Source organism: Bradyrhizobium sp. USDA 3311 (genome assembly GCF_054062495.1).
The window spans coordinates 8,879,796-8,905,464 of the sequence record NZ_JBSSFI010000001.1 but is presented as its reverse complement, the minus strand read 5'-3'; the positions used below and the strand labels follow the sequence as shown (position 1 = coordinate 8,905,464).

Annotated in this window: 23 protein-coding genes; 13 read left to right on the top strand and 10 right to left on the bottom strand. The window is 64.3% G+C overall.

All coding sequences use genetic code 11. The annotated features are described in order from the left end of the window. The first annotated feature begins 374 nt into the window (after window positions 1-374). Entirely contained in the window at window positions 375-1,691 is a 1,317-nt protein-coding gene (ltrA, locus tag ACVWW6_RS42315) for a group II intron reverse transcriptase/maturase (RefSeq protein ID WP_202633193.1), read from the top strand. A 274-nt stretch (window positions 1,692-1,965) separates the two neighbouring features. On the opposite strand, the gene ACVWW6_RS42310 is transcribed toward ltrA, so the two are convergent. The 3 genes from ACVWW6_RS42310 to trxB form a co-directional block, all read right to left on the bottom strand. Next, window positions 1,966-2,874: a 4-hydroxy-tetrahydrodipicolinate synthase family protein gene (locus ACVWW6_RS42310; RefSeq protein WP_456682866.1), complete on the bottom strand. Its 909-nt coding sequence runs from the start codon at window positions 2,872-2,874 to the stop codon at window positions 1,966-1,968. Between the two features lie 448 nt (window positions 2,875-3,322). Beyond that, window positions 3,323-4,246, bottom strand: coding sequence for a LysR family transcriptional regulator (locus ACVWW6_RS42305; protein ID WP_028172837.1), 924 nt, complete (start codon window positions 4,244-4,246; stop codon window positions 3,323-3,325). Window positions 4,247-4,251: 5 nt separating this feature from the next. Next, entirely contained in the window at window positions 4,252-5,217 is a 966-nt protein-coding gene (gene trxB / locus ACVWW6_RS42300) for a thioredoxin-disulfide reductase (RefSeq protein ID WP_011090115.1), read from the bottom strand. A 267-nt stretch (window positions 5,218-5,484) separates the two neighbouring features. On the opposite strand from trxB, the gene ACVWW6_RS42295 reads away from it, so the two are divergent. Then, window positions 5,485-5,964 (top strand): Lrp/AsnC family transcriptional regulator, encoded by a 480-nt coding sequence (locus ACVWW6_RS42295; RefSeq protein ID WP_027547667.1) that lies wholly within the window; start codon window positions 5,485-5,487, stop codon window positions 5,962-5,964. Window positions 5,965-6,275: 311 nt separating this feature from the next. Here the strand turns inward: ACVWW6_RS42295 and greA are convergent, their stop codons facing one another. From greA to ACVWW6_RS42280, 3 genes are all read right to left on the bottom strand, one after another. Then, on the bottom strand, window positions 6,276-6,749 hold the full coding sequence (gene greA, locus ACVWW6_RS42290) for a transcription elongation factor GreA (protein WP_011090113.1): 474 nt from the start codon (window positions 6,747-6,749) through the stop codon (window positions 6,276-6,278). Window positions 6,750-6,978: 229 nt separating this feature from the next. After that, window positions 6,979-10,443, bottom strand: a complete 3,465-nt coding sequence (gene carB, locus ACVWW6_RS42285; protein ID WP_456682865.1) for a carbamoyl-phosphate synthase large subunit — start codon at window positions 10,441-10,443, stop codon at window positions 6,979-6,981. A 142-nt stretch (window positions 10,444-10,585) separates the two neighbouring features. Beyond that, the gene (locus ACVWW6_RS42280; RefSeq protein ID WP_404524008.1) at window positions 10,586-11,755 is read right to left on the bottom strand and encodes an MFS transporter; all 1,170 of its coding nucleotides are present in this window, start codon (window positions 11,753-11,755) and stop codon (window positions 10,586-10,588) included. 110 nt (window positions 11,756-11,865) lie between these two features. On the opposite strand from ACVWW6_RS42280, the gene ACVWW6_RS42275 reads away from it, so the two are divergent. Further along, window positions 11,866-12,237: an ArsR/SmtB family transcription factor gene (locus tag ACVWW6_RS42275; protein ID WP_038965431.1), complete on the top strand. Its 372-nt coding sequence runs from the start codon at window positions 11,866-11,868 to the stop codon at window positions 12,235-12,237. Window positions 12,238-12,476: 239 nt separating this feature from the next. On the opposite strand, the gene ACVWW6_RS42270 is transcribed toward ACVWW6_RS42275, so the two are convergent. Further along, a complete protein-coding gene (locus ACVWW6_RS42270) occupies window positions 12,477-13,178 on the bottom strand; it encodes a class I SAM-dependent methyltransferase (protein WP_028172841.1) in 702 nt (233 codons plus the stop codon). Between the two features lie 114 nt (window positions 13,179-13,292). On the opposite strand from ACVWW6_RS42270, the gene ACVWW6_RS42265 reads away from it, so the two are divergent. Further along, window positions 13,293-13,817, top strand: a complete 525-nt coding sequence (locus ACVWW6_RS42265; protein ID WP_027547661.1) for a Dps family protein — start codon at window positions 13,293-13,295, stop codon at window positions 13,815-13,817. 115 nt (window positions 13,818-13,932) lie between these two features. Here ACVWW6_RS42265 and ACVWW6_RS42260 read toward each other — a convergent pair whose 3' ends face one another. Next, on the bottom strand, window positions 13,933-14,454 hold the full coding sequence (locus tag ACVWW6_RS42260) for a hypothetical protein (protein ID WP_456682864.1): 522 nt from the start codon (window positions 14,452-14,454) through the stop codon (window positions 13,933-13,935). A gap of 147 nt (window positions 14,455-14,601) precedes the next feature. Between ACVWW6_RS42260 and ACVWW6_RS42255 the strand changes: the two genes are divergently transcribed. After that, window positions 14,602-14,817, top strand: a complete 216-nt coding sequence (locus tag ACVWW6_RS42255; RefSeq protein ID WP_028172843.1) for a hypothetical protein — start codon at window positions 14,602-14,604, stop codon at window positions 14,815-14,817. Window positions 14,818-14,859: 42 nt separating this feature from the next. Here the strand turns inward: ACVWW6_RS42255 and carA are convergent, their stop codons facing one another. Next, entirely contained in the window at window positions 14,860-16,050 is a 1,191-nt protein-coding gene (gene carA / locus ACVWW6_RS42250; RefSeq protein ID WP_161536326.1) for a glutamine-hydrolyzing carbamoyl-phosphate synthase small subunit, read from the bottom strand. Window positions 16,051-16,196: 146 nt separating this feature from the next. Between carA and ACVWW6_RS42245 the strand changes: the two genes are divergently transcribed. The 7 genes from ACVWW6_RS42245 to ACVWW6_RS42215 all read left to right on the top strand — a co-directional run bounded on the left by ACVWW6_RS42245 (window position 16,197) and on the right by ACVWW6_RS42215 (window position 22,000). Next, window positions 16,197-16,925, top strand: a complete 729-nt coding sequence (locus tag ACVWW6_RS42245; RefSeq protein ID WP_456682863.1) for an alpha/beta fold hydrolase — start codon at window positions 16,197-16,199, stop codon at window positions 16,923-16,925. Window positions 16,926-16,958: 33 nt separating this feature from the next. Next, window positions 16,959-17,414, top strand: a complete 456-nt coding sequence (locus ACVWW6_RS42240; RefSeq protein ID WP_028172846.1) for a GatB/YqeY domain-containing protein — start codon at window positions 16,959-16,961, stop codon at window positions 17,412-17,414. Window positions 17,415-17,568: 154 nt separating this feature from the next. Beyond that, complete coding sequence (locus ACVWW6_RS42235; protein WP_011090103.1) at window positions 17,569-18,708, top strand: epoxide hydrolase family protein; 1,140 nt, start codon at window positions 17,569-17,571, stop codon at window positions 18,706-18,708. Between the two features lie 262 nt (window positions 18,709-18,970). Further along, entirely contained in the window at window positions 18,971-20,581 is a 1,611-nt protein-coding gene (locus ACVWW6_RS42230) for an acyl-CoA synthetase (protein WP_028172848.1), read from the top strand. A gap of 9 nt (window positions 20,582-20,590) precedes the next feature. Next, entirely contained in the window at window positions 20,591-21,058 is a 468-nt protein-coding gene (locus tag ACVWW6_RS42225; protein WP_456682862.1) for a MarR family winged helix-turn-helix transcriptional regulator, read from the top strand. Between the two features lie 142 nt (window positions 21,059-21,200). After that, window positions 21,201-21,554 (top strand): Cif family virulence factor, encoded by a 354-nt coding sequence (locus tag ACVWW6_RS42220; protein ID WP_304548329.1) that lies wholly within the window; start codon window positions 21,201-21,203, stop codon window positions 21,552-21,554. A gap of 2 nt (window positions 21,555-21,556) precedes the next feature. After that, complete coding sequence (locus ACVWW6_RS42215) at window positions 21,557-22,000, top strand: hypothetical protein (RefSeq protein ID WP_028172851.1); 444 nt, start codon at window positions 21,557-21,559, stop codon at window positions 21,998-22,000. Window positions 22,001-22,002: 2 nt separating this feature from the next. Here ACVWW6_RS42215 and ACVWW6_RS42210 read toward each other — a convergent pair whose 3' ends face one another. After that, a complete protein-coding gene (locus tag ACVWW6_RS42210) occupies window positions 22,003-24,234 on the bottom strand; it encodes an ATP-binding protein (RefSeq protein WP_304548328.1) in 2,232 nt (743 codons plus the stop codon). 295 nt (window positions 24,235-24,529) lie between these two features. Here ACVWW6_RS42210 and ACVWW6_RS42205 point away from each other — a divergent pair, with 295 nt between their 5' ends. Further along, the gene (locus tag ACVWW6_RS42205) at window positions 24,530-25,303 is read left to right on the top strand and encodes a DUF2189 domain-containing protein (protein ID WP_028172853.1); all 774 of its coding nucleotides are present in this window, start codon (window positions 24,530-24,532) and stop codon (window positions 25,301-25,303) included. Window positions 25,304-25,669: the final 366 nt, after the last annotated feature.

The window sequence follows — 25,669 nt, the reverse complement described above, 5'->3', positions numbered from 1 at the left end:
CAAAGGTCGCTTTAGGCGGCCGAGCAATCCAGCGGGCCGTAACGTGAGTGAAGCCTGAGCACGCCTCGAAAGTTACGATGTGAATGCCGATCCGATCGTATGGCGGGGAAGGCCGTGCAGACAGGAAAGCAATCGACGCACGCACCTGTCTGGTTCACCGGGGTAATGGGCACGGCACGTTGGAAAGGTAGTACGGGTAATCGGGGGAGACCCGTCTTGGTCGAAGGTCGCGCCTTCAGCATTGAGTAGTCGATGGACCGGACGGGAGTCGGACAGGGTCAAAGGTACCGATGAAACCGGGTAATTCCGGCGGAGGAAAGGACCCTGACTTCAGGTGCGCTTTTGAAGATGGCGAGGGAAAGGGTAGATTGGCGATGAGCCTTGAAACGCCCGATAAGATCAGGAGCCTTCAGAGAAAGCTTTATTGCAAAGCGAAGGCGGAGCCTGCCTTCCGCTTCTATGTGCTGTACGACAAGATCTGCCGCGAGGACATTCTGAGCCATGCCTACAAGCTGGCCCGCGCCAACGCGGGTGCGCCGGGAGTGGACGGAATAACTTTCGAACAGATCGACGCGTCGGGACTCGAAGCATGGTTGGCTGGCCTGCGCGATGAACTCGTCACGAAGACCTATCGGCCCGATCCGGTGCGGCGGGTGATGATCCCGAAGCCCGGCGGCGGCGAACGTCCGCTCGGTATCCCAACAATCCGGGACCGGGTCGTCCAAGCTGCTGCAAAGATCGTGCTGGAACCGATCTTCGAGGCGGATTTTGAGGACGGAGCTTATGGATATCGCCCGCGCCGCAGCGCGGTCGATGCCGTCAAGGAAGTGCACCGGCTTATGTGCCGGGGCTACACAGATGTTGTTGACGCCGATTTGTCGAAATACTTCGACACGATACCGCACTCGGACCTCCTCAAATCGGTGGCCCGACGCATCGTCGACCGGAATGTGCTGCGGCTGATTAAGTTATGGCTGCGAGTACCGGTCGAGGAGCGGGATAGCAACGGGAAACGGCGCATGAGCGGCGGTAAGAGCAACAAGTGTGGCACGCCACAGGGCGGTGTCATCAGTCCGCTGCTCTCCGTCATCTACATGAACCGGTTCCTGAAGCATTGGCGTCTCAGCGGTCGGCGTGAAGCATTCCATGGCCAGATTATCTCCTATGCCGACGACTTCGTCATTCTCAGCCGCGGCCACGCGGAAGACGCATTGACGTGGACGAAAGCGGTGATGACCAAGCTTGGGCTGACACTCAACGAGACTAAAACCTCGGTGAAGAATGCCCGATTGGAAAGCTTTGACTTCCTTGGGTACACGCTCGGACCCCGCCACTTCCGCAATGGGGGGCGGTGGTATCTTGGCGCGGCTCCGTCGAAGAAAAGCGTGCTGCGGATCAAGAGGAAGGTCAGCGAACTGCTGACGCCGGGCAACAAGGGCGCTTGGCCCGAAGTACAAGCACGACTGAACCGCCTTCTGCGCGGCTGGTCCGCTTACTTCAGCTATGGCTCGCTTGCTACGGCTCATCAGGCCGTTGATCGACACGTCTTTGACCGCGTGCTCGCCTTTCTGCGCAGACGACATAAGACGCCAGGACGTGGCGTCAGACGGTTCTCTGATCAGATCTATGGGAACCCTGGCGTACTTGTGCTGAACCGCGTGCGCAAAGTGTCGCCGACGTGCGCCTTGTGACGAAACCTGTCGGAAAGCCGGATGCGGGAAAACCGCACGTCCGGTTTGATGAGCGGGGAGAGGAAACGGAACGCGCAACAAGCGCATCACCGCGCCTCTCCTCGACTCTACCGCTTGACGGGAATTGCCAGAGGGCCTTGAGGGCGCACAGCCACCGGTGAGGTCGCATAGGTTGATGTCCACTGAGATTGCGTCGGGCAGCACGCGGCCGTTCGAACCGGAGCCAACCGGTTCGTTCGAAAGGCCACATGCGAGTGAGGTGAAGAGGGTGGTGCTACGCCGCGACTTTCATCCGTCGCTCGATCTCGCGGTCGATCGTGGCGGCGAGCTCGCTGCTGACTTCCACCATCGGCAGGCGCACTTCGGGGCTGTCGATCAGGCCGCTGCGCCACAGCCAGTGCTTGGCCGGCGCGGGGCTGGGCTCGGTGAACAACAGGCGCGTCAGCTCGGCGACCTCCTGCCAGCGCGCCTGCGCCGCGTCGTGGTTGCCGCGCTTCAGCTCGGCATGCACGGCCGCGAACGTCGCGGTCTCGACATGGGCTGACAGCACGATGCCGCCATCGGCGCCGTCGGTGAGCGCCTCGAGGTAGTTCGCGTCCTCGCCGGTGAGCACGCGAAAACCGACCGGCCGGTCGCGCAGCAGCGCGATCGACTGCTCGCGGCTGGCGCCGCAATCCTTCAGGCCGACGATGTTGGGATGCTCGGCGAGCCGCAGCATGGTCTGGTTGGTGATGTTGACCGCGCAGCGATAGGGGATGTTGTAGAGCGCGAGCGGCCAGGCGGCGTGGTCGGCAAGTGCTTCGAAATGCGCCAGGAGTCCGCGTTGCGACGGCCGCACGTAATAGGGGCTCGCGATCAAATAGCCGTCGATCGGCCAGTCCGCGGTTTCATCAAGGCGCTCCTTCAGCCGCGAGGTGTCCGCGCCCGACATTCCGAGGCAGATAGGCAACGTTCGGCGGCCGGCCGCCATCTCGTCGCGGACGATGGCGACGAGGCGTTCGAGCTCGGCGTCCCGCAGCGTCATGCCTTCACCCGAGGTCGCCCCCAGGATGAAGCCGTCGACGGCCTGTCCGCAGTAATGTCGCGTCAGCCGCCGCAGCGACGTCTCGTCGAGCTTGCCGTCTCGAAACGGCGTCACCAGCGGCAGCCAGAGTCCGTGCAGATGCGTTCGCAGGTCGGTCATGTCCAGTCTCCTTCTCGGGAAAAAACCTGAGACGGAGGGCACATGAAAAAACCCCGTCCAGGTGGCGGGGTTTTCGGGATTTGCTGCGATGACGAAGCGTAGTTAGCGCGCGCAAAAATCCGAGGTCCCCGGGTGGGGGCCCTTTTTCGAAACGATTGCGCACGACTTCGTGATCATTCGCAAATGATGCGGGCGATACGTGGAACTGTCAATACACGCGGAAGGCGAATGCCGAATTGGGCAGAAAAAAAGCCGGGCTCGAACGAGCCCGGCTTAAGGTATTGGCCACGTGAGGCCGACACAATCACCTTCCAAGAGGGATTACTGAACTCCCGCGCCACTGGAGGAGGGGGACAAATGCGCAACGCGAAGGCTCAGCGTGCAAACATTATGAGCTTGCCTAACGCCATGCAGCAACAGCCGAGGCCGCATGTCAGACATGCGGAAATCAGGAAGGCCAGCGCTGCGCCTTGCTCACCACGAAGTCGCGGAACACCTGCACGCGCGCGACCGTCTTCAACTCCTCGGGATACACGAAATATGTATCGAGCTGGATCGAATCCGATTCGCCGAACAGCTGCACGAGGCGGCTCTGCTCTTCGATCAGATAATCCGGCAGCGCGGCGATGCCGAGCCCCTGCTGACAGGCGCGCACCAGGCCGAGGATGTTGTTCACCCTGAAATAGGCCTCGCGCGGACCCGAGCCGTTGCGGCCGGCTTCGACCAGCCAGTTGCGGTTCTGAAGATGCGGCGCGAAGGTGCCGTCCGAGAGCGTGATGATGCGGTGGGAGTCGAGCTCCTCCAGCGTGCGCGGCGTGCCGAAGCGCTTGATGTAATCCGGCGAGCAATAGGCGTGGAAGCCCATCGCGAACAGCTTGCGCTGGATGAGGTCCGGCTGCGTCGGCTTGCGGGTGCGGATCGCAACGTCAGCCTCGCGCATCGACAGGTCCAGCTCCTCGTCGGTGACGATCAGCGAGATCCGGATCTCCGGATAGAGCGCGGTGAATTCGCCGAGCCGCGGGATCAGCCAGTTGATGCCGACGCCGGGCGTGGTGGTGATCTTGAGATCGCCGCTCGGCCGCTCGCGGCTGTCGGTCAGCTTGGCGCGCGCCGCCTGGAGCTGCATGAACACGTCATGCGCGGTGCGGAACAGGAGGTCGCCCTGCTCGGTGAGGATCAGGCCGCGGGCGTGGCGGTGGAACAGCGAGACCGAGAGCTCCTGCTCGAGCGCCGAGACCTGGCGCGAGACCGCCGATTGCGACAGGCCGAGCTGTTCGCCCGCATGCGTGAAGCTGCCCGCTTCAGCCGCCGCGTGAAACACCTTCAGCTTGTCCCAGTCCATATCCGTAAATCCGTCGCGTGTTCGAGGCATGATCTTTATTCCGCTGCTGCACGCTCGCTGGCGCGCAAGGCCAAGAAACGTTCGGCTTCGAGTGCTGCCATGCAGCCGAGGCCTGCGGCCGTCACGGCCTGGCGATAAGTCTCGTCGGCGACGTCGCCGGCGGCGAACAGGCCGGGCACCGAGGTGGCGGTCGAGTTCGGGGCGACCTCGACATAGCCCGACGGTTTGAGCTTGACCTGGTCCTTCACCAGCTCGGTCGCCGGGGCGTGGCCGATGGCAATGAAGATGCCGTCGGCCTTCAGCTCGGTGAGCTTGCCGGTCTTGACGTTCTTGAGGCGGACATGGGTGACCTTGTTCGGGTTCTCGGTGCCGCAGATCTCGTCGACGGCTGAGTCCCAGACCACCTTGATCTTCGGGTGCTTGAACAGACGCTCCTGCAGGATGCGTTCGGCGCGGAAGTGGTCGCGACGATGCACGATGGTGACCTGCGAGGCATGGTTGGTGAGGAACAGCGCTTCCTCGACCGCGGTATTGCCGCCGCCGACCACGATCACTTCCTTGCCGCGGTAGAAGAAGCCGTCGCAGGTGGCGCAGGCCGAGACGCCACCGCCCTGGAATTTCCCTTCGGACGGCAGCCCGAGCCAGCGCGCTTGCGCGCCCGTGGCGAGGATCACGGTTTCGGCGAGATAGACGTCGCCGCTGTCGCAGGTGAGGCGGAACGGTCGTCGCCCGGTCTCCAGCTTGGTCACCAGGTCGGTGACGATCTTGGTGCCGACATGGACCGCCTGCTTCTCCATCTGCTCCATCAGCCAGGGGCCCTGGATCACGTCGGCGAAGCCCGGATAGTTTTCGACGTCGGTGGTGATGGTGAGCTGGCCGCCCGGCTGGATGCCCTGGATCAGGATCGGCTCGAGCATCGCACGCGCGGCGTAGATCGCCGCCGTGTAGCCCGCGGGGCCAGAGCCAATAATCACGACCTTTGCATGAACAGGAGCGGACATTTCGATGGACGCCTTTCACGGGGGATTTGCAGCGCGGGCGCGGAAGGAGCCAGGAGGCCTCGCGGAGGCGCTGAAATATCAGAGCTAATCTAAGCGTTCTGGTGAGCTATGCAAGAATTGCATTCCCTGTCGGCGGATTTTTCCAACAGGGAACAAAAGTCGATTGCGCTGCACGCGCAATAAAATTGCGCAATGGGTGCGGACTGGGCTATGAGGATTGCGACAAACCCACCCGATACCGCCGCAAAGGCCAGGAGTTCCAATCACGTGTCGCGGAACCTAGACGAGATCGACCTGAAAATTCTCACCGAGATTCAGGCCGACGGTCGAATCACGAATGTTGAGTTGGCCAAGCGGGTTGGCATTTCGCCGCCGCCCTGCCTGCGCCGGGTCCGGGCGCTGGAGGAGGAGGGCTACATCCACGGCTATCGCGGGCTGCTGGACGCGCGAAAGCTCGGTTTCGACGTCACGGTGTTCGCGGCCGTGCACCTGTCCAGCCAGGCCGAGGCGGATTTGCGCGCCTTCGAGGAGTTCGTCCGCGCCGAGCCCCTGGTGCGGGAATGCTGGATGCTGTCGGGCGAGGTCGATTTCATCCTGAAATGCGTCGCGCCCGACATGGCGACCTTCCAGGATTTCGTCACCCACCTGACCGCCGCGCCCCATGTCCGCAACGTGCGGACCTCGCTGGTGCTGCACAATTCGAAATATGAGGCGGCCGTGCCGCTGGATGTGAAGGGGCGGCGGTAGGTTCGCCAAGCCTGTTAGTCCCGTCATCCAGGCGCGAGCGCGTAGCGCTCGTCGCTGGAGGTGCGAGTGATGGGGCGCGGAGCGCCCCATCGGGAGCCTCGAAGGATGAGCGGCCCGCGTGGCGCCGCGCGAGGCAACAATGGGGCCGTCGCCCTTCGAGGGCCGCTGAAGAAGCGGCCACCTTCAGGGTGACCGTCATAGAGTTGCGCTTCGCGGTCTCCACACCGTCATTCCGAGCAACACGCCTAAACAAAAAGGCCGCGCGGTTTGCGCGGCCTTTTCAAAACATCATCACGCGCAGCGGCAAATCCTTACCGCCACTCCACCTTGGTGATCTCATACGCCTTGGCGCCGCCGGGTGCGTTGACCTCGACGGTCGAACCCTTCTTCTTGCCGATCAGCGCGCGGGCGAGCGGCGAAGTGATGGAGATGCGGCCCTTCTTGGCGTCGGCCTCGACCTCGCCGACGATCTGCCACACCGCCTTCTTCTCGGTGTCCTCGTCGACCAGCGTTACGGTGGCGCCGAATTTGATGGTGTCGCCGGACAGTTTCGAGATGTCGATGATGTCGGCGCGCGCGAGCTTGTCCTCGAGCTCGGCGATGCGGCCTTCATTGTGGGACTGCTCTTCCTTCGCGGCGTGATATTCCGCGTTTTCCGACAGGTCTCCGTGCGAGCGCGCCTCCGCAATATGCTCGATGATGCGCGGACGGTCCTCGGACTGGCGCTTCTTCAATTCTTCCCCGAGCGCGGCAAACCCGGCCGAAGTCATCGGAACCTTTTCCATCTTCTCTCTCGTCCTTCGATCGTGCGCCCCAGAACGCGAATGGGCGCCCAACCTTGATTCGTCGGTATTTCCGGGGCTCGGTACATGAGCCGCCGGACGTCGACAGATATGGGCTTGGCGCCGGAACAGAACAACCATATGGCCGGACAGTTCCTGCGGCCATTGTGGCTTGACTGCCAATCACTTAGCGGAAGGCTTAACCTTTCAAGGCCTAGCCTTCCGTTCGCGATCAGGTTTCCGAAAAGTAGCTCTGCAGGGTACGAACCTCAAGGTCCCCGCCAAGATAGGCGCGGATGCCCTGCGCGGCCGCCACGGCCCCGGAAAGAGTGGTGTAATACGGCACTTTATGCAAGAGGGCCGCGCGCCGCAGTGAACGGCTGTCGGCGAGCGCCTGCGGGCCTTCGGTGGTGTTGAAGACGAGCTGGACGTCGCCATTGGTGATGGCGTCGACGATATGCGGCCGCCCTTCGAGCACCTTGTTCACCTTCTCGGTCGGGATGCCCTGGTCGGTCAGGAAGCGCTGCGTGCCCGACGTCGCCAGCACCTTGAAGCCGAGCGAATGCAACTCGCGAACGGCCTCGGCGATGCGCGTCTTGTCGCTCTCGCGCACCGAGACGAACACCGTGCCCTTGCGCGGCACCCGCGTGCCGCCGCCGAGCTGGCTCTTGGCGAAGGCCACCGCAAACGAGCGGTCGATGCCCATGACCTCGCCGGTCGAGCGCATCTCGGGGCCGAGCACCGTGTCGACGCCGGGGAAGCGCGCGAACGGGAATACCGATTCCTTGACGCCGACATGCTTGAGCTGCGCCTTCTTCAGCCCGAAATCGGCGAGCTTCTCGCCGGCCATGATGCGCGCGGCGATCTTGGCGACCGGCGTGCCGACCACCTTGGCGACGAAGGGCACCGTGCGCGAGGCGCGCGGATTGACTTCGAGCACGTAGATCTCGCCGTCCTTGATGGCGTATTGCACGTTCATCAGGCCGACGACGTCGAGGCCGAGCGCGAGCTCGCGCGTCTGCCGCTCCAGCTCCTCGATCATCTTCGCATCGAGCGAGTGCGGCGGCAGCGAGCAGGCGCTGTCGCCGGAATGGATGCCGGCTTCCTCGATGTGCTCCATGATGCCGACGATGAAGGTGTCCTTGCCGTCGCAGAGGCAGTCGACGTCGATTTCGGTCGCGTCCGACAGGTAGCGGTCGAACAGCAGCGGGTTCTTGCCGAGCACGGTGTTGATCTGCCCGGTCTTGTCGTTCGGATAGCGCGCCTTGACGTCGGCCGGCACCAGCTCCGGCAGCGTGCCGAGCAGATAGTCGTTGAGCTGGTTCTCCTCGCGGATGATCTGCATGGCGCGGCCGCCGAGCACATAGGACGGGCGCACCACCAGGGGCAGGCCGAGATCGGCGGAGACGAGCCTCGCCTGCTCGACCGAATAGGCGATACCATTCTTCGGCTGCTTCAGCCGCAGCTTGTCGAGCACGCGCTTGAAGCGGTCGCGGTCCTCGGCGAGGTCGATGGCGTCCGGCGAGGTGCCAAGGATCGGCACTTCGGCGGCCTCGAGCGCACGCGCCAGCTTGAGCGGCGTCTGGCCGCCGAACTGCACGATCACGCCATGCAGCGTGCCGTTGGTGCGCTCCTTCGCGATGATCTCCAGCACGTCCTCGGCGGTCAGCGGCTCGAAATAGAGCCGGTCCGCGGTGTCGTAGTCGGTCGACACCGTCTCCGGGTTGCAGTTGACCATGATGGATTCGTAGCCGGCGTCGTGCAGCGCGAAGCAGGCGTGACAGCAGCAATAGTCGAACTCGATGCCCTGGCCGATGCGGTTGGGCCCGCCGCCGAGAATGATGACCTTCTTCTTGTCCGATGGCGTGCTCTCGTCCGCCGGAGCGCCAGCAAACGGCGCCTCATAGGTCGAGTACATGTAGGCGGTTGGGGAGGCGAATTCGGCCGCGCAGGTGTCGATGCGCTTGTAGACCGGGCGAACGTCGAGCGCGTGGCGCTTCGCCGTCACCTCGGCTTCCGTCGTGTCGGCGAGCACCGCGAGCCGCGCGTCGGAGAAGCCCAGGGCCTTGAGCGTGCGCATGCCGAAGGCATTGCCCGGCAGGCCGTTCTTCCTGACCTTCTCCTCCATGTCGACGATGCCGCGCATCTCGCTGAGGAACCACGGATCGATCTTGCAGGAATTGAAGATCTCTTCGTTCGACCAGCCGAGCCGCATCGCCTGCGCCACCTGCAGGATGCGGTTCGGCGTCGGCGTGCCCAGCGCTGCGCGGATCGCGTTCTTGTCGTCGTGCTGGCCCAGTCCCTCGATCTCGATCTCGTCGAGGCCGGTGAGACCGGTCTCGAGCCCGCGCAGCGCCTTCTGCAGGCTCTCCTGGAAGGTGCGGCCGATCGCCATGACTTCGCCGACCGACTTCATCGACGTCGTCAGCGTGGTGGAGGCGCCGGGAAATTTCTCGAACGCGAAGCGGGGAACCTTGGTGACGACGTAATCGATCGTCGGCTCGAACGAGGCGGGCGTCGCGCCGCCGGTGATGTCGTTGGCGATTTCATCGAGCGTGTAGCCGACCGCAAGCTTGGCGGCGACCTTGGCGATCGGAAAGCCGGTGGCTTTGGAAGCCAGCGCCGAGGAACGCGACACCCGCGGATTCATCTCGATCACCACCATGCGGCCGTCGTCGGGGTTGACGCCGAACTGCACGTTGGATCCGCCGGTCTCCACGCCGATCTCGCGCAGCACCGCCAGCGAGGCGTCGCGCATGATCTGGTATTCCTTGTCGGTCAGCGTCAGCGCCGGCGCCACCGTGATGGAATCGCCGGTGTGCACGCCCATCGGATCGAGGTTCTCGATCGAGCAGACGATGATGCAATTGTCCTTCTTGTCGCGCACCACCTCCATCTCGAACTCTTTCCAGCCGAGCACGGATTCCTCAATCAGGACTTCGTTGGTGGGAGACGCGTCCAGGCCGCGCTCGATGATGTCGAGGAACTCTTCCTTGTTGTAGGCAATGCCGCCGCCGGTGCCGCCCATGGTGAAGGAGGGGCGGATGATCGCGGGCAGGCCGATCTCGGACAGCGCCATCATGGCCTGGCCGAATGCGTATTCCTGGTAGCGCTTGCGGCGGTCGCTTTCGCCCAGCGTCCACTGCCGCTCGAGCTCTTCGAGCGCGGCGCCGGAGAGCTTTTCGCGTTCGGCGAGATATTTGTCGCGGAACGACTTCTTCAATGCCGACGCATTGGCAAGCCGGGACTTCGGCGTCTCGAGCCCGATCTTGGTCATGGCCTCGCGGAAGAGCTGGCGATCCTCCGCCTTGTCGATCGCGTCGGCGGTGGCGCCGATCATCTCGACGTCGAACTTTTCCAGCGTGCCCTGCCGGCGCAGCGACAGCGCGCAGTTCAGCGCAGTCTGGCCGCCCATGGTCGGCAAGAGCGCGAAGCCGCCGGGAACGACGTGACGTTCCTTCTCGATGATCTTGGCGACGATCTCGGGCGTGATAGGCTCGATATAGGTCGCATCGGCCAATTCCGGGTCGGTCATGATCGTGGCCGGGTTGGAATTGACGAGGACGATGCGATAGCCCTCTTCCTTCAGCGTCTTCACCGCCTGCGTGCCCGAATAGTCGAACTCGCAGGCCTGTCCGATCACGATGGGACCGGCGCCGATGATCAGGATGGTGGTGATGTCTGTACGTTTGGGCATCAACTCTCGCCGAAGTCGGATTTGGGCACAAAAAAAGGGCGCGCGGCTGCGCGTCCCTTTGGCCGAGAGCGCGGTGGTCTCCCTCGCGCGCGGGTGGGTCTTAGACCAGTTTTCGGGGCGGCGAAACCCCGAAAAACACCCATCAACCGGCAATTTTGACCGGTTTTGGCCGTGCCTGCCAGCCACGGGCGAGGTGCACCAGAAGCGAGGCCGCAACGCTCGTTCCGCCGATCCAGCCGAGGTCATTTGGCGACAGCGTGGCCAGCACCGCGCCTCCCAAGGCGCCGCCGATGGCGAAGCCCAGATACATCGACGAGGCGTTGAGCGAGAGCGCGATCATCGAGGCCTGCGGCTCGATCCGGATGATGCTGGCGATCTGCGCCGGATAGAACGCCCAGCCCGAGATGCCCCAGAGGAAGATCGTGCCCAGCACGGCATAATGCGCCTGTCCGGGCATCAATTTGAGGACCAGCGAATGCAGGATCAGCGCGGTCGCCATGCCTGCGAGCCCGAACGCTGCGGTGGCGAGCGTGCCGAGCCGGTCGGCCAGGACGCCGCCGAGCATGTTCCCGATCGCGGCGGCGCCGCCGAACACCAGCAGCGCAAGGCTGATCTGCGAGGCATCGAAGCCGAGGCCGCGCAGCGGCACCGCGAAATAGGTGAACACGGTGAAGCCGCCGAGCCCCCATAGAATCGTGATAAGAAGCGCCACCAGGACATTGCCGTGACGCGCCACCGCCAGCCGCTCGCCGAGTGAGGCGGTGTTGCGCGGCAGGCCGCGGGGCAGGCCCAGCAGGAGGCCGGCGAGCGCAACGGCACCGATCAGGGCGACCATGGCAAAGGTCGCGCGCCAGCCGAGCAGGCTCCCGACGAGATTGCCGAGCGGAACGCCGATCACGGTCGCAACCGTCAGTCCCGAGGTGACCAGCGCAACCGCGCGGCCGCGCCTTTCAGGCGAGGCGACGGCCACCGACACTGCGAGCGCGGTCGGCATGCACAGCCCGGAGCCCAGGGCCATCAGCATCCGGGAAGCCAGAAGCAGGGCGTAGCTGGAAGCCACCATCGCGGCGAGATTTCCCGCGATGAAGGTCGACAGCGCCAGAGCCAGCACGGTCCGGCGGTCGATATTGTTCAGCGCCACCGCCAGGATCGGCGAGCCCACGGCATAGGTGAGGGCATAGGCGGTGACCAATTGGCCGGCGGCCGAGACCGAAATCGACAGGTCAGTGGCGATCGCCGGCAAAAGTCCTGCGATAACAAAGCCTTCGGTGCCGATCGCGAAGGCGCCCAGGGCCAGCCAGAATACGCTCATTGGAAAGATCCCTATGTTCAATGTTTATTGAACTATCGAACGCGACGGTTTCAGTGTCAATTGGTTCAAGAACTATTGAACATTGCGGCCGCATCGCTATGATTCGGACCATGAGCCGCACCCCCCTCCATCCCACCCGCGAGCAGATCGAGCTGCCGATGGTCCTGGATTGCCTGAGCGATCCGATCCGGTTGGCGATCGTCTACCAGCTCGCCCAGCAGGAACGTGTCAGCAGTGAGCTCTGCTGCGGCGACTTCAATGGTCTCGCCGGCAAATCCAACCTCGCCTATCACTTCGCCAAGTTGCGCGAATGCGGCCTGATGCAGACGCGCGTGGCGGGCACCAACCGCTTCATGCGGCTGCGCCGTGAGGATCTGGAGGTGCGCTTCCCCGGCCTGCTCGATGCCGTGCTCAGCTCCGCAGCCAAGGATGCGGACCGGCTTCAGCTTCTGTCGGAGTGTGAAGTCGCCAAGGCAGATTGAGCCGCGGATACAGTCCGTCTACGCTTTCGCTTCGCTCAAGTTGCGCCGGACACGCTTCCGCTGCCGGTCTAGCATGGCTGCGCCACGCGTAGCCCGTCAGGGCGAAGCGTGGAGACCCGGCCTGGATTTGAACCAGGATAAAGAGCGATGCACCGCTCTCGCGTAGACACTTCCGCCACCGGGCCGGATGGATCATGTCCGAGCGAGGTGCGACAAGCCACCTCAGCCAATTGTTATGCTTAACGAACCATTGGCGGCCGCGCGATGAAGGTCATGCGCCAGCGATTGTGGCCGATATTGGTGTGGGCGCGCTGGACCGCGAACCCGGCCGCCTTCAACCTGGCCGTGATCTCGTCCTCGCTGTAGCGCTGCAGCCCGATGCGCGAGCGCAGCTGACGGTAATCGGACAGCGCGGTGCTGATCAGCCCGATCAGCGCGTCCTTCAGGAAGCCGTGACGCAAGCCGAAGCCGAGCAGCGCCATCACGTCCCTGAACATGCCGACATTGGGCTGGAGGATGTCGCCGAGCACCAGCTTGCCGGACGGGGTCAACAATCGCCGGATGTTGAGCAGCGCGGCATCGAGCTCCTCCGGCGTCATGTACTGCGCGACCGAGTTCATCACCACGAGGTCGATGGACTGGTCCTGCATCTTGCGGACGTCGTCGAGCGAGCGGACGCGGATCTTGGTGTTCGGGGCAAACCGCGCGATCAGCCGCCCGCGCACGCCCGGCGCCGGCTCGGCAAGGATCAGCTTGCCGCAGGCGGCTGCGACCTGGCTCGCCGACAGCGCCTCGCCGCAGGCGTAGTCCAGCACCGTCGCCTCGGGCGAGGAGATGTAGCCGATGATGTCCCGCGCGATGATCTGGAAGTGCAAATCGCGATGCAGCTTGCTGACATAGATCGTATGCGTGGAGTCGTAATAATCAATCCAATCGTCCATGGTGTCCGAACGTCCCGGCCAAACAGCTCCTGCACAGGAACCGGCGCTGCCCACCTTGCGTTAGGGGGGCGACGGCGCGCCGTCAATGTCCGCGTCCTAACAGGAAGGTTTCCCGTGAGCAAAGCCCCCAACAAGGTCTCGCCCGACCTCGACACCCCCACCGATCTGTCGCCCCAGGCGGTCAACAAGGTTTCGGAGGCGCTCAACGTGCTTCTGGCCGACGCGTTCGCACTGTATCTCAAGACCAAGAATTTCCACTGGCACATCAGCGGCCGGCATTTCCGCGACTACCATCTGCTGCTCGACGAGCACTCGGACCAGATCTTCGCCACCACCGACCAGCTCGCCGAGCGCGTCCGCAAGATCGGCGGCGCGACGCTGAAGTCGATCGGCCAGGTCGCAAAGCTCCAGACCATCAAGGACAACAACGAGGATTACGTCCCGCCGCGCGAGATGCTGCGCGAGCTGATGCAGGACAACAAGCATGTCGCGGGCGCGATGCGGAAGGCCCACGAAGTCTGCGATGACGCCGGCGATGTCGCCAGCGCCAGCATCCTCGAGGTCTTCATCGACGAGACCGAGCGCCGCACCTGGTTCCTGTTCGAAGCCACCCGCCAGGAAGGCGCGAACGAGGCTTAGTCATGGTGCCGTAGGGTGGGCAAAGGCGCGCGCCGTGCCCACCATCTGTCCGCACAGTTCAAATGGATTGGTGGGCATGCTTCGCTTTGCCCACCCTACGGCACCGCGCTTGTAGCTATCGCCACAACCGCATCAGCGCCCCGTCCTTGCCTGTCACCGGATCGGCCGGCGGCAACGCGACCTTTGGAATCGTCTTCAGCGCCTTGGCATGGTTCTCCGGCGTCGCGCGCGTGATCTCCATCTTGCTGCCCGGCGGATAGGCGCCGATCACGCAGAAATCACCGCTTGCCTTGATGCACTGATGTCCGGTGCCGGCTGGCAGGATCGCGACATCGCCGGCCTTGATCTGAAGCTCCTGGCCATGGTCGCCGCCGAAGCGAACGCGTGCACTCCCACGCGCAACGCCGAGCACCTCATGCACCGTCGCGTGGTAGTGCAGATAGTCGTAGACGCCGTTGCGCCACGTGCCGCCCCAGCCGTTCTCCTCGAACAGGTTTTCGGTCGTCTGCTCCGGATGCTCCGGGTCGAGCTTCACCGCCCCCTGGTAGACCAGGAAGGGGAGGATGTTGTTCGGCACGAGCCCGTCATCCTCAAACACGATGGCGAGCGGCTCGGCATTGTCGCGGACGACGGACATGGCTGGGCTCCAGTGGCAACAGACCAGGAATCAAGACGGCGCAGGCGTCCTTGTTCCTGACACAAGTCCACATGCCGGCTTGACCGAGATCAAGGCGCGGGCGGCCATTCAGCGGCACGCAAATCAACGCGAAAGAGGGGGGACGCCATGTACGCATCCGACGTTGCGCAGCGCCATTTTTCGGCGGCCGTCGCCGAGGCGGAGACGACCGGTCTCGGGCATGAAGCCGTCTGCCGCGCCTTGCTCAGCCTGGTGATCTCAAAATATCTCGAGACGAGGTCCGTCGCCGACATCCAGGCGGAGCTGCACTTCATCGCCGAGAACTGCGATCCCGACACGGACTTCATGTTCATGCGTCCGTGACGGTAGGCCCCGGCGGATTCATCCGCCGGGTGATCTTGCAGCTTACGCGCTCTTCTTCTGCCGCATCAGATCGGCGAAGCGCTGGAACAGGTAGTGCGAGTCGCGCGGGCCCGGCGAAGCCTCGGGGTGGTACTGCACCGAGAACACCGGCTTGCCGTCGAGCTGGATGCCGCAATTGGAGCCGTCGAACAGCGAGATGTGGGTCTGCGTCGCACCCTTCGGCAGCGTCTTCTCGTCCACGGCGAAGCCGTGGTTCATCGAGGTGATCTCGACCTTGCCGGTGGTCTCGTCCTTCACGGGATGATTGGCGCCGTGGTGGCCCTGATGCATCTTCTTGGTCTTGGCGCCGACAGCGAGGCCGAGCATCTGGTGGCCGAGACAAATCCCGAAGGTCGGCGTGCCCGACTTGATGACGTCCCGGATGACAGGCACGGCATATTTGCCGGTCGCGGCCGGATCGCCCGGGCCGTTCGACAGGAACACGCCGTCCGGCTTCATCGCCAGGATGTCTTCGGCCGACGTCGTTGCCGGCACCACCGTCACCTTGCAGCCGACGCCGGCGAGCAGGCGCAAAATGTTGCGCTTGATGCCGTAGTCGATGGCGACGACGTTGAACTCGGTCTTGTCCTGCTGGCCAAAGCCCTTGTCCCAGAGCCACGGCGTCTCGTCCCAGGTGAAGCGCTGGCCGCTTGTGACCATCGGCACGAGGTCCATGCCCTCGAGTCCCGGCCATTCGCGGGCTTCTTCCTTCAGACCATGCAGGTCGAACTCGCCGTTCCTGGCATGCGCGATCACGGCATTGGGCATGCCCTTGCTGCGGATCAGCGCGGTCAGCGCGCGGGTGTCGATGCCGGAGAGGCCGATGATGCCGCGCGCCTTCAGCCAGGCGTCGAGATGCTTGGTGGCGCGGTAGTTCGAGGGATCGGTGATGGCGGTGCGCAGGATCACGCCGCGCGCGCCCGGCGTCGCGGCCATGTTCACCGTCTCGATGTCTTCCTCGTTGGTACCGACATTGCCGATATGCGGGAAGGTGAAGGTGATGAGCTGGCCGGCATAGGATGGATCGGTGAGGATCTCCTCGTAGCCGGTCATCGCGGTGTTGAAGCAGACTTCACCGACGGCATGGCCTTCGGCGCCGAGACCGAAGCCTTCGAGCACCGTGCCATCGGCGAGCACGAGGAGCGCGGTCGGTTTATGGTCCGGCCAGGCGGGATCGTTGTCATGTTGTGTCATGAGCGCGTTTCATAGTCTGCCCGCGCGCCTCCGTCAAAGCGGGAGAGGCCCGATTCACATGCGTTTTTGCATATTTGACAGCCCGTCCCGGGTACTTAAGCTTGGCCGCACAATTTCCAGCAAATCTAGGGGCTTTCGAGGCAATAATGGACCAGACCACCCCGCTTCTGCTGGTTCCGGGGTTGGCCTCCTCGGCCCGGATCTATGCCCCGGTGATCCCGGCGCTGTGGCGGTTCGGCCCGGTGATGGTCGCCAACCATATCCGCGATGACAGCATGGCGGCGATCGCCCGCCGCGTGCTGGGCGAGGCCCCGCCGCGCTTTGCACTCGCCGGCCATTCCATGGGTGGCTACATCGCGCTGGAGATCATGCGCCAGGCGCCCGAGCGGGTTTTGAGGCTCGCGCTGATCAACACCCAGGCCCGGCCCGATACGGCGGAGGCGACCCAGCGCCGCCGCAGCCTGATGGAGCGCGCGAAGCGCGGGGAGTTGCGTGCCGCGCGCGAGGAGATGTTTCCGGAACTGGTGCATCCCTCGCGCCGCGACGATGCCGACATTCGCCGGCTCGTGCATGAGCAGGGCGACGACGTCGGCGTCGACGGCTATCTGCGGCAGCAGACCGCGATCATTGCGCGGGTCGACTCGCGGCCGACGCTGGCCACGATCAAATGCCCGACGCTGGTGCTGACCGGCGACCAGGACAACACGATTCCCAATGCGTTCTCGAAGGAGATGGCGGACGGCATTGCCGGCGCGAAGCTCGTCGTTCTGGCGAATTGCGGGCATCTGCCGCAGCCGGAACAGCCCGCGGCGACGGTGCAGGCGCTGACCGAATGGCTGCAAAGCCAGGTTGTCTCAGGAGCGCGAACGGCCTAGATCAGGCGTCGGATATTCAAAGGGATCACGACCATGCTGCGCGACGACATCAACAATGCGGTCAAGGAGGCCATGAAGGCCAAGGACGAGCGCAAGCTGTCCACGCTGCGCATGGTCAATTCGACCTTCAAGAACGCCGACATCGAGGCCCGCGGCAGCGGCAAGCCGCCGCTGTCGGACGCCGACCTGCTCGCCGTGCTGCAGAAGATGATCAAGCAGCGCCAGGAATCGGTCGAGCTCTACGACAAGGGCGGCCGCGCCGAGCTTGCCCAGCAGGAGCGCGAGGAGATCGCGGTGATCTCGGCTTACCTGCCGAAGCAGATGTCCGAAGACGAGGTCAAGAAGGCGATCTCGGACGCGATCGCTGAAACCGGTGCAGCCGGCATGAAGGACATGGGCAAGGTGATCGCGGTGTTGCGGGCGAAGTACGCCGGCCAGATGGATTTCGGCAAGGCGAGCGGTTTGGTGAAGGCGGCGCTGTCGGGCTGAGTTGTCATTCCGGGGCGACGCGTCAGCGTCGAGCTATGATGCGCAATTGCGCATCAGAGAATCCATCGGGCCGCCAGTTCTGTTGCGCAATGGATTCCGGGCTCGCGCCAAGGAGCGCGCCCCGGAATGACAAAAGAACAAGGGGAGGCAACCGATGACCGGCGCCATCAAGCCGTTCCGCATCGCCATCAGCGACGACATCCTCGCCGATCTCAAATCGCGCCTCGCCCGCACGCGCTGGCCGGAGGCTGAACTCGTCGACGACTGGAGCCAGGGCGCGCCGCTGAAATGGATCCGGGAGATCTGCACCTATTGGGCTGATGGCTACGACTGGCGCGCCCGCGAAGCCAGGCTCAACCGCATCGATCAATACACGACCGAGATCGACGGGCTCGATATCCACTTCCTGCATGCGCGTTCGAGGGAGCCCTCCGCGCTGCCGCTGATCATCACCCATGGCTGGCCCGGCTCGATCGTGGAATTCCAGAAGGTGATCGCGCCGCTGGTCGATCCCGCCGCGCATGGCGGCAATCCTGCGGATGCGTTCCACGTCGTCTGTCCCTCGCTGCCGGGATTCGGCTTCTCCGCCAAGCCGAAGACCACCGGCTGGGGCGTCGACCGCATCGCCGCGACATGGGCGAAGCTGATGGAACGGCTTGGTTACGCACGCTATGGCGCGCAAGGCGGCGACTGGGGCTCGGCGGTGACGACCTCGCTCGGCGCGCAGGACGCCGAGCATTGCGCCGGTATCCACATCACGCTCGCCTTCAACGCGGCGCCGAAGGTCGAGGGCGAGCCGACGGCGGAGGAGAAGCGCGCGCTCGCCGGCCTCAAGCATTATGTCGATCTCGACTCCGGTTATTCCAAGCAGCAGTCGACGCGGCCGCAGACGCTCGGCTACGGCTTGACGGATTCGCCGAGCGGGCAGGCGGCCTGGATTCTGGAAAAGTTCTGGGCCTGGACCGATTGCGGCGGTCATCCCGAGAACATCTTCTCCAGGGACGAACTGCTCGACAACGTCATGCTCTATTGGGCGACGGAGACGGCGACCTCGTCCGCACGGCTCTATTGGGAAAGCTTTGGCAAGCGCCGCACAACGCCCAGGGTCGGCGTGCCGACCGGTGTCGCCGTCTTCCCGAAGGAGATCATCACGCCGATACGGCGCTGGATGGAGCCCAACTTTTCCAACATCACGCATTGGAGCGAGATGGAGAAGGGTGGCCATTTCGCCGCCTTCGAGCAGCCGGAGCTGTTCGTGCGCGATGTCAGGAAGTTCTTCGCGACAGTGCGATAATTCTCTCGCGGTCATTCCGGCGCGCGCAAAGCGCGAACTATGGTGCGCAATTGCACGCCTGAGAATCTCGAGATTCCGGGGTCGGTCCTGCGGACCGCCCCGGAACGACGTCGAATGCAGATCATGCCCGGGCTTGTCCCGGGCATCCACGAGCTTAGACTAGGCTCAAGAAGCAAGGGCGTGGATGGCCGGGACTTTGATCGCGAAGACGCGCTTCGCGCTTTCGCCCGGCCATGACGCCAAGACCGTGGAAACGCGAGCCATGCTCACCGAAGCCAAGACCTACGACGAGCTCTATCGCAACTTCCGCTGGGATATCCCGGCGCGCTTCAACATGGCGGAGGCGTGCTGCGACCGCCATGCCGACGGTACCGGCCGTCTCGCGCTGATCTATGTCGACGAGAACGGCGCCACCACGCGCACCTCCTTCGACGAGGTCGCGGAGATGTCGCGCCGCTTCGCCAACGTGCTGAAGGCGGATGGCCTTGCGCGCGGCGACCGCGTCGCGGTGTTCCTGTCGCAGTCGCTGGAGCTGCCTATCGCGCATATGGCGGCGTTCCGCTCCGGGCTGATCTCGATCCCTCTGTTCGCGCTGTTCGGCGAGGACGCGCTGGAATTTCGCCTGTCGAATTCGCAAGCAAGAGCCATCATCACTGATGAGGCGGGCTGGGAGAAGCTCACGAGGGTCCGCGATCGGCTGCCCTATTTGCAGGACATCTATGTCACGAGCGGCGCCGTCCACGCCGGCGCAAAACCGTTCTGGCCGGCGATCGAAACCGCGTCCGAGGATTTTGCGACCGTCGACACCTCGGCCGACGATCCTGCGCTGATCATCTACACTTCGGGCACAACGGGCAATCCGAAGGGTGCGCTGCATGCGCATCGCGTCGTGCTCGGCCATCTGCCGAACGTCGAGATGTGCCACAACTTCCTGCCGCGCCCCGGCGATCTCATGTGGACGCCGGCGGACTGGGCCTGGATCGGCGGCCTCGTCAACGGCCTGCTCGCGTTCTGGTATCACGGCATTCCCCTGGTCGGTCACCGCGCCCGAAAATTCGAGCCGCAGGCGGCGATGCAGATGATGGCCGATCTTTCCGTCCGCAACGTCTTCCTGCCGCCGACGGCGCTGAAGCTGATGCGGCAGGCCGGCGTGAAGCATCCCGGCGTCAAGCTGCGCAGCATCTTCACCGGCGGCGAATCGCTAGGCGGTGAACTCTTGGGCTGGGTACGCGAGACCTTCGGCATCGACGCGCACGAAGTATTCGGCCAGACCGAGTGCAATCTCGTGATCGGCAGCAACTCCAACCTGTTTCCGATCCGGCCCGGCGCGATGGGCAAGGCGACGCCGGGCTTCGACGTCCGCATCGTCAACGACAAAGGCGAGGAGCTGCCGCGCGGGCAGCGCGGCATCATCGGCGTGCGCCAGCCGTGCCCCGTCACCATGCTCGAATACTGGCGCAATCCGGAGGCGACCGCGAAGAAATATGCCGGCGACTTCCTGCTCACCGGCGATCTCGGCGTGCAGGACGAGGACGGCTATTTCTGGTATGTCAGCCGCGAGGACGACGTCATCACCACCGCCGGCTATCGCGTCGGCCCATCCGAGATCGAGCACACGCTGATGAAGCATCCGTCGGTGGCGATGGCCGCGGTGGTCGGCATTCCCGATCCGATCCGCACGGAGTCGATCAAGGCCTGGATCGTGCTGCGTCCGGGCTTTACCGGCAGCGACGCGCTCGCGCGCGAGATCCAGGAGTTCGTGAAGGTGCAGCTCGCCGCGCACGAATATCCGCGCTTCGTGGAGTTCGCCGAGACGCTGCCGATGACGGCGACCGGCAAGGTGCTGCGGCGCGAACTGCGGGCGAAGGGTTAGCTTCTTACAATGCCAAAGACGTCTCAAGCCGCGGGGCTTCACCGCGCCTCACTTGCGAAGCTGCACGATCTCGATGCTGCGCTGGAGCTCATGTATTACGGCTGGCGCGGGATGACGCTGGAGGCCGACGAGTATCTTGCAAAGCAGGGCCTGTCGCGCCCGCACCATCGTATCCTCTACGTGGTGGCCCGCCGGCCCGACATCGCGATCGGCGCGCTGATCGAGATCCTCGGCATTTCCAAGCAGGCGTTGAACCGGCCGCTCAACCTGCTGCTGGAGCGCAAGCTCGTGACGTCGAAGCGCTCGCCCGAGCAGCATCGCTCCAAGCTGCTGCGCCTGACGGACGCCGGGAAACGTATCGAGCAAAGGGCATCGGACCACGAGCGCAAGGCTCTGCGCGCGGCGTTCGATCGCGTCGGGGCGTCCGGCGCGGCGTCATGGATGGCCGTCATGGGGGCGATCGCCGACAACCACTGACGAATTCTCAAGTCAACATAGTTGACATGAGGCGTGGACTTTGCCACTTTCCCGGCAACGAGCCAGGGGAGGGCCGCGTCATGAGCGGACGGAAGCCGGGAGCGCTCAAGAGATGAGCGCTCAAGACACGAGTGCACAGAAAATGAATCGCGCCGCCGCCGAACACTTCGTCGCGGCATGGTGCGCGAACTGGTGCAGGGTCGATATCGACGCAGTCGTCGCGCATTTTGCCGACAATGCGCAGATGCGCAGTCCTCTGGCGCTGACGCTGACCGGCTCTCCTGTCGTCACAGGCGCCGAAAACATCCGCGTCTACTGGCGGAAGGCCTACGGCCACATCGAAAGCGCCGACCTGAAGATCCTGACCTGGAGCTGGGACGACACGATCTCGCGGCTGACGGTGTGGTGGCAGCTCGGCGACACGCGCGCCAGCGAGTTCATGGATTTCGACGCTGCCGGCCGCGTGGTGCGCAGCGAAGCCTTTTACGGAAAATAGACATGCGCCTTTCGGATTTCGTTCTGCTTCTCAACGCGCTCTGGTTCGGCGGCGCATTCATCCAGTTCAGCATTGCACAGCGCAACACGTTGAAGATCTTGCTGCCGCGGGAAGAGCGGAGCAATCCAATCGCGCCGACCCTCGCGGCCAGCGTGGCGTTCCTGGGCGGGATGAATTTGCCGATCGGGCTTTTGTCGTTCTTTCTTCTGGTCGCACGCCCGCCGTTCTTCCAGCCCGTCGAGGCGCAGCTTGTGCTGTTCCTGTTCTTCGCCGCCTGCCACTTCAGCCAGTTCGCCTATAACCTGCCGATCCTGATGCGTGGCGGACGTGTCGGCGTGGCTTACTGGCCGGTGCTCAAAGGCCCGATGCTCAGGATATTCGTGATCGACGCGGCCCTGTTCGCGGCCAATCTTGGCGTGGCGCTGCTGCTCACGTGGTCGTCCTGACGTCATCGCGGCGGCGCCGACAGGGCGGACCGCAGCATCGCGGCGAGGTCGTGCCGCCGGAACGGTTTTGTCAGAATGCGGGCGTCGCCGAGCCCGTCGGGCGTCTTGACGGGATTTTGGGTGTAGCCGGAGGTGAAGAGCACCTTGAGCTCGGGCCGCAAGCCGGTGGCCTGCCTGGCAAGCTCCGGCCCGAACATGCCGCCGGGCATCACGACGTCGGTGAACAGCAGGTGGATGTCCCCCGGCTGGCGCAACAGGTCGAGCGCCGCGGGGCCGTTCGGCGCCGCGATGACGCGGTAGCCGAGCGTCTTCAGCTCGTTCACGACATAGGCTCGAACCATGTCGTCGTCCTCGACCACGAGAATGGTCTCGCTTCCATCGGGTGCGACGGTCCGATCCCGGGGTGATGGGTCCTCGGTCGGCTGCGTTGCGAGGCGGGGAAAGAACAGCCTGACGACACTGCCGTGTCCCGGTTCGGACTGCATCTGCACCAGGCCGCCGGATTGTCGCACAAACCCGTAGACCATGCTGAGGCCAAGCCCGGTCCCCTTGCCGACCTCCTTGGTGGTGAAGAACGGCTCGAACGCGCGGCTCGCCACCTCGGCGGTCATGCCGCTGCCCGTGTCCGTCACCGCGACCATGACGTAGTCGCCGGGCCGCGGCTCGCCGTTGACGTCGACGTCAGTTTCTCCGAGCGAAACGTTGCGCACCTCGACCGTCAGCTTGCCGCCGTCAGGCAAGGCGTCGCGCGCGTTGAGCACGAGGTTGAGCAGCGCAGTTGTCAGCTGGCCGGGATCGACGCTGGTCAACCACACATTCGCCCCGAGCGCGAAAGCGCACTCGATGTGCCCGCCCAGGGTCCGACGCAGCAACGGCTCCATGTCGCGAATCCTGCCGGCGATGTCGATCTCCCTCGGCCTCAAGGGCTGCTTGCGTGCGAAGGCGAGCAGGCTCCGCGTCAGGTCTGAGCCGCGCTCCGCGGCGGTCGCGATATCGCCGGCGATCCGGTGCAATTCCTTGTTTCCCGCCAGGCTGTCGGCAAGATGCTCCGCATTGCCGAGAATGACGGTCAGCAGATTGTTGAAATCGTGCGCCACGCCGCCGGTGAGCTGGCCCATGGCCTCCATCTTCTGGGACTGGCTGAGTTTCTGGTTGAGCTCCGCGATGGCGGCGCGTTGCTGCTGGAGCGACTCGGCGGTGTCGTTGAGCAGGCTCATCAGTCCGCCGAGTTCGCCGCGCGGATGGGGCGGCAGAATTCGCGCGCCGAGGTCACCGCGCCCGAGCCTCTTGGCCATCGCGGCGAGCCGCCCGACCTGGCGGCCGACGCTCACCGTCGCGAGGATCCAGACCGCCGCCAGCAGCAGCAGCGAGGCCACCGCCAGGATCGCCATGTCCTCGTAGAGTCGTCGGTTCGCTGCCGCGACCAGCCCGTCCTTGGACCGTCCGACCAGGATGTAGAGACCGGCATCCCGGGTCGACGGCGAGCGGGCGGCGACACTCCAGACATGGGTGCGGCCCTCGCGATCGGTCACTTCCTGAAACGCCTTCCGGTCGGGCGTTGCCGCGAAGCGGAACAGTTCGGATCCCGCGATCGACCCGCCGACGGGCTCGGTCCAGCCTCCGCCGGAGGGAGCGACCAGAACCGTGCCCTTGGCATCGACGAGCAGGATATCCTTCTCGGCGAGCAGCCGCTTGTGGTGAAACTCCGCGAATTTGCGCAGGTTGAACGAAGCCAGCAGGATCAGCTTCAGCGCGCCGGCTTCCGATCGCACAGGATACGCGATCTGGAGCACTGACAGTCCGGTCAGCCGGCCGAAGACCGGCTCGAGCACGACACCGCGCGAGACTAGGGCCTGCTTGAAATAGGCGCGATCCCTCAGGTCGAGCGTGCGGTTGGTCCGCAGCGAGTCGCAGAACAGGCTGCCGTCGGGATCGATGGTCAATATCCCGGTGAACTGCGGGTATTCCTCGCGCACTTCCGACAGGAACGCCGAGCACGCCGCCTTGTCGCGCGTGTCGAGGTCGCGGGCACGGGCGAGACCATAGTGAAGCTGCGCGGTGCCCTGGATCTTCTCGTCCAGATCGCTTGCAATCTCGTCGGCCGCCGCCGCCAGATTGGTCAGGGCGGCGTTGATGTCGCTGCTTCGATTCTGCATGAAACGCAGCCCGACGAGGCTCGCCGGCACCAGCATGGCCGCGATGACGAGTATCAGTAGCCGGGTACGCAAGCTCATCGGTCGGGTGGTCCGCTCTGGTCATCGCGTGTGCTGGTTCGAAGGTGCAATTTGCGGCACCACCGTCCGTTCCGTCCATAGGCATCGTGCCCAAAAGCCCTCGAGGGGGGAAAGATTCTGAGGTTGCGCGCAGCACGGGTGAGCCCCCGACAGGGGGCGTCGACGCAGCGCCGCCGGGCTCCCAGGATACCGTCATCCGGAACCAAACTGCGCGTGCGCGCGGCGCCCGACGGCGCTAATATCACGGACGAACCGCGTGCGACGAAGATCGCACCGGCAAATGAGGAGGAAGCTGATGTCCATCTCGGGCAAGGTCGATCCGGTGGTGCGTCCCGTTATGGCGACCGACATTGCCGAGGCGCTGGTCGAGGGTCTCCGCGATTTCCAGGCGCTGCCGCTCTACGGGCTTTGCTTCGGCGCACTCTATGCCGCCGGCGGCATCGCCATCATGCTCTGCCTCACCGCTTTCGGCATGGTCTACCTGGTCTATCCCCTGGCCGCCGGTTTCGCGCTGATCGGCCCGTTCGTCGCGATCGGTCTCTACGAGGTCAGCCGCCGCCGCGAGCGCGGCGAGCCCGTCTCCTTCGGCGCGATCTGGTCGGCCATACGCTCGCGCAGCGAGATCGGCTGGATGGCGTTCGTCACGCTGTTCATGTTCGTGATCTGGATGTACCAGGTGAGGCTCCTGATCGCGCTGCTGCTCGGCCTGCACGCCTCGTTCTCGAGCCTTCAGGAGTTCATGACGGTGGTGCTGACGACCAATGAGGGTCTGCTGTTCCTCGCCATCGGCAACGCGGTCGGCGCCGTGTTGTCGCTGATCCTATTCTCGCTCACCGTGGTGTCGTTTCCGTTGCTGCTCGACCGCGAGGTCGATTTCGTCACGGCCATGGTGACGAGCGTGCGTGCGGTCGTGACCAGCCCGCTGCCGATGATCGGTTGGGCGGCCGTGATCGTGATGCTGCTGATCGTCTCCGCGCTGCCTTACTTCCTCGGGCTGATCGTGACGCTGCCGGTGCTCGGCCATGCGACGTGGCATCTCTATCGGCGTCTGGTGGCGCCGGTGCCGTGAGAGGCAAGCCCGACGCACGACCAAGCAGTCGAAAACGAGGCTTCGGCGGCCTTATTCGATCGAGAACGGCATTTGGCGCGTCAAAAGCGCGGCGCGGGCGAGAAAACGATAGCTAATTGCAGTGATTGCGCGCACGGTGCGCCAATGTCGGAAAGTCCGGTCGTCCTTTCGCACACGCGGCGCCGTGACCATGCGCGCGCGACACGAAACGGCTCATTCCTCGCACCGGCGGAGCTGGCTCATCACGCCATCGTAACGGCGATGGTTGCGCATATTGCCCGTTCCCGCGGGTGAGCCGGACGCGGCGGGCGCGTGCCGGATATGCCTGAAAGATTCCACCGCGGTTCGATACGAGATCGAACGCCA

Coding starts and splice junctions, on each gene's coding strand:
- carB (WP_456682865.1), bottom strand. CDS start 10,443: ATGCCCAAACGTACAGACATCACCACCATCCTGATCATCGGCGCCGGT.
- ACVWW6_RS42230 (WP_028172848.1), top strand. CDS start 18,971: ATGCTCACCGAAGCCAAGACCTACGACGAGCTCTATCGCAACTTCCGC.
- ACVWW6_RS42280 (WP_404524008.1), bottom strand. CDS start 11,755: ATGAGCGTATTCTGGCTGGCCCTGGGCGCCTTCGCGATCGGCACCGAA.
- ACVWW6_RS42215 (WP_028172851.1), top strand. CDS start 21,557: ATGCGCCTTTCGGATTTCGTTCTGCTTCTCAACGCGCTCTGGTTCGGC.
- carA (WP_161536326.1), bottom strand. CDS start 16,050: ATGACACAACATGACAACGATCCCGCCTGGCCGGACCATAAACCGACC.
- ACVWW6_RS42255 (WP_028172843.1), top strand. CDS start 14,602: ATGTACGCATCCGACGTTGCGCAGCGCCATTTTTCGGCGGCCGTCGCC.
- ACVWW6_RS42275 (WP_038965431.1), top strand. CDS start 11,866: ATGAGCCGCACCCCCCTCCATCCCACCCGCGAGCAGATCGAGCTGCCG.
- ltrA (WP_202633193.1), top strand. CDS start 375: ATGAGCCTTGAAACGCCCGATAAGATCAGGAGCCTTCAGAGAAAGCTT.
- ACVWW6_RS42270 (WP_028172841.1), bottom strand. CDS start 13,178: ATGGACGATTGGATTGATTATTACGACTCCACGCATACGATCTATGTC.
- greA (WP_011090113.1), bottom strand. CDS start 6,749: ATGGAAAAGGTTCCGATGACTTCGGCCGGGTTTGCCGCGCTCGGGGAA.
- ACVWW6_RS42260 (WP_456682864.1), bottom strand. CDS start 14,454: ATGTCCGTCGTCCGCGACAATGCCGAGCCGCTCGCCATCGTGTTTGAG.
- ACVWW6_RS42235 (WP_011090103.1), top strand. CDS start 17,569: ATGACCGGCGCCATCAAGCCGTTCCGCATCGCCATCAGCGACGACATC.
- ACVWW6_RS42205 (WP_028172853.1), top strand. CDS start 24,530: ATGTCCATCTCGGGCAAGGTCGATCCGGTGGTGCGTCCCGTTATGGCG.
- ACVWW6_RS42305 (WP_028172837.1), bottom strand. CDS start 4,246: ATGCCTCGAACACGCGACGGATTTACGGATATGGACTGGGACAAGCTG.
- ACVWW6_RS42210 (WP_304548328.1), bottom strand. CDS start 24,234: ATGAGCTTGCGTACCCGGCTACTGATACTCGTCATCGCGGCCATGCTG.
- ACVWW6_RS42245 (WP_456682863.1), top strand. CDS start 16,197: ATGGACCAGACCACCCCGCTTCTGCTGGTTCCGGGGTTGGCCTCCTCG.
- trxB (WP_011090115.1), bottom strand. CDS start 5,217: ATGTCCGCTCCTGTTCATGCAAAGGTCGTGATTATTGGCTCTGGCCCC.
- ACVWW6_RS42225 (WP_456682862.1), top strand. CDS start 20,591: ATGCCAAAGACGTCTCAAGCCGCGGGGCTTCACCGCGCCTCACTTGCG.
- ACVWW6_RS42240 (WP_028172846.1), top strand. CDS start 16,959: ATGCTGCGCGACGACATCAACAATGCGGTCAAGGAGGCCATGAAGGCC.
- ACVWW6_RS42220 (WP_304548329.1), top strand. CDS start 21,201: ATGAATCGCGCCGCCGCCGAACACTTCGTCGCGGCATGGTGCGCGAAC.
- ACVWW6_RS42310 (WP_456682866.1), bottom strand. CDS start 2,874: ATGACCGACCTGCGAACGCATCTGCACGGACTCTGGCTGCCGCTGGTG.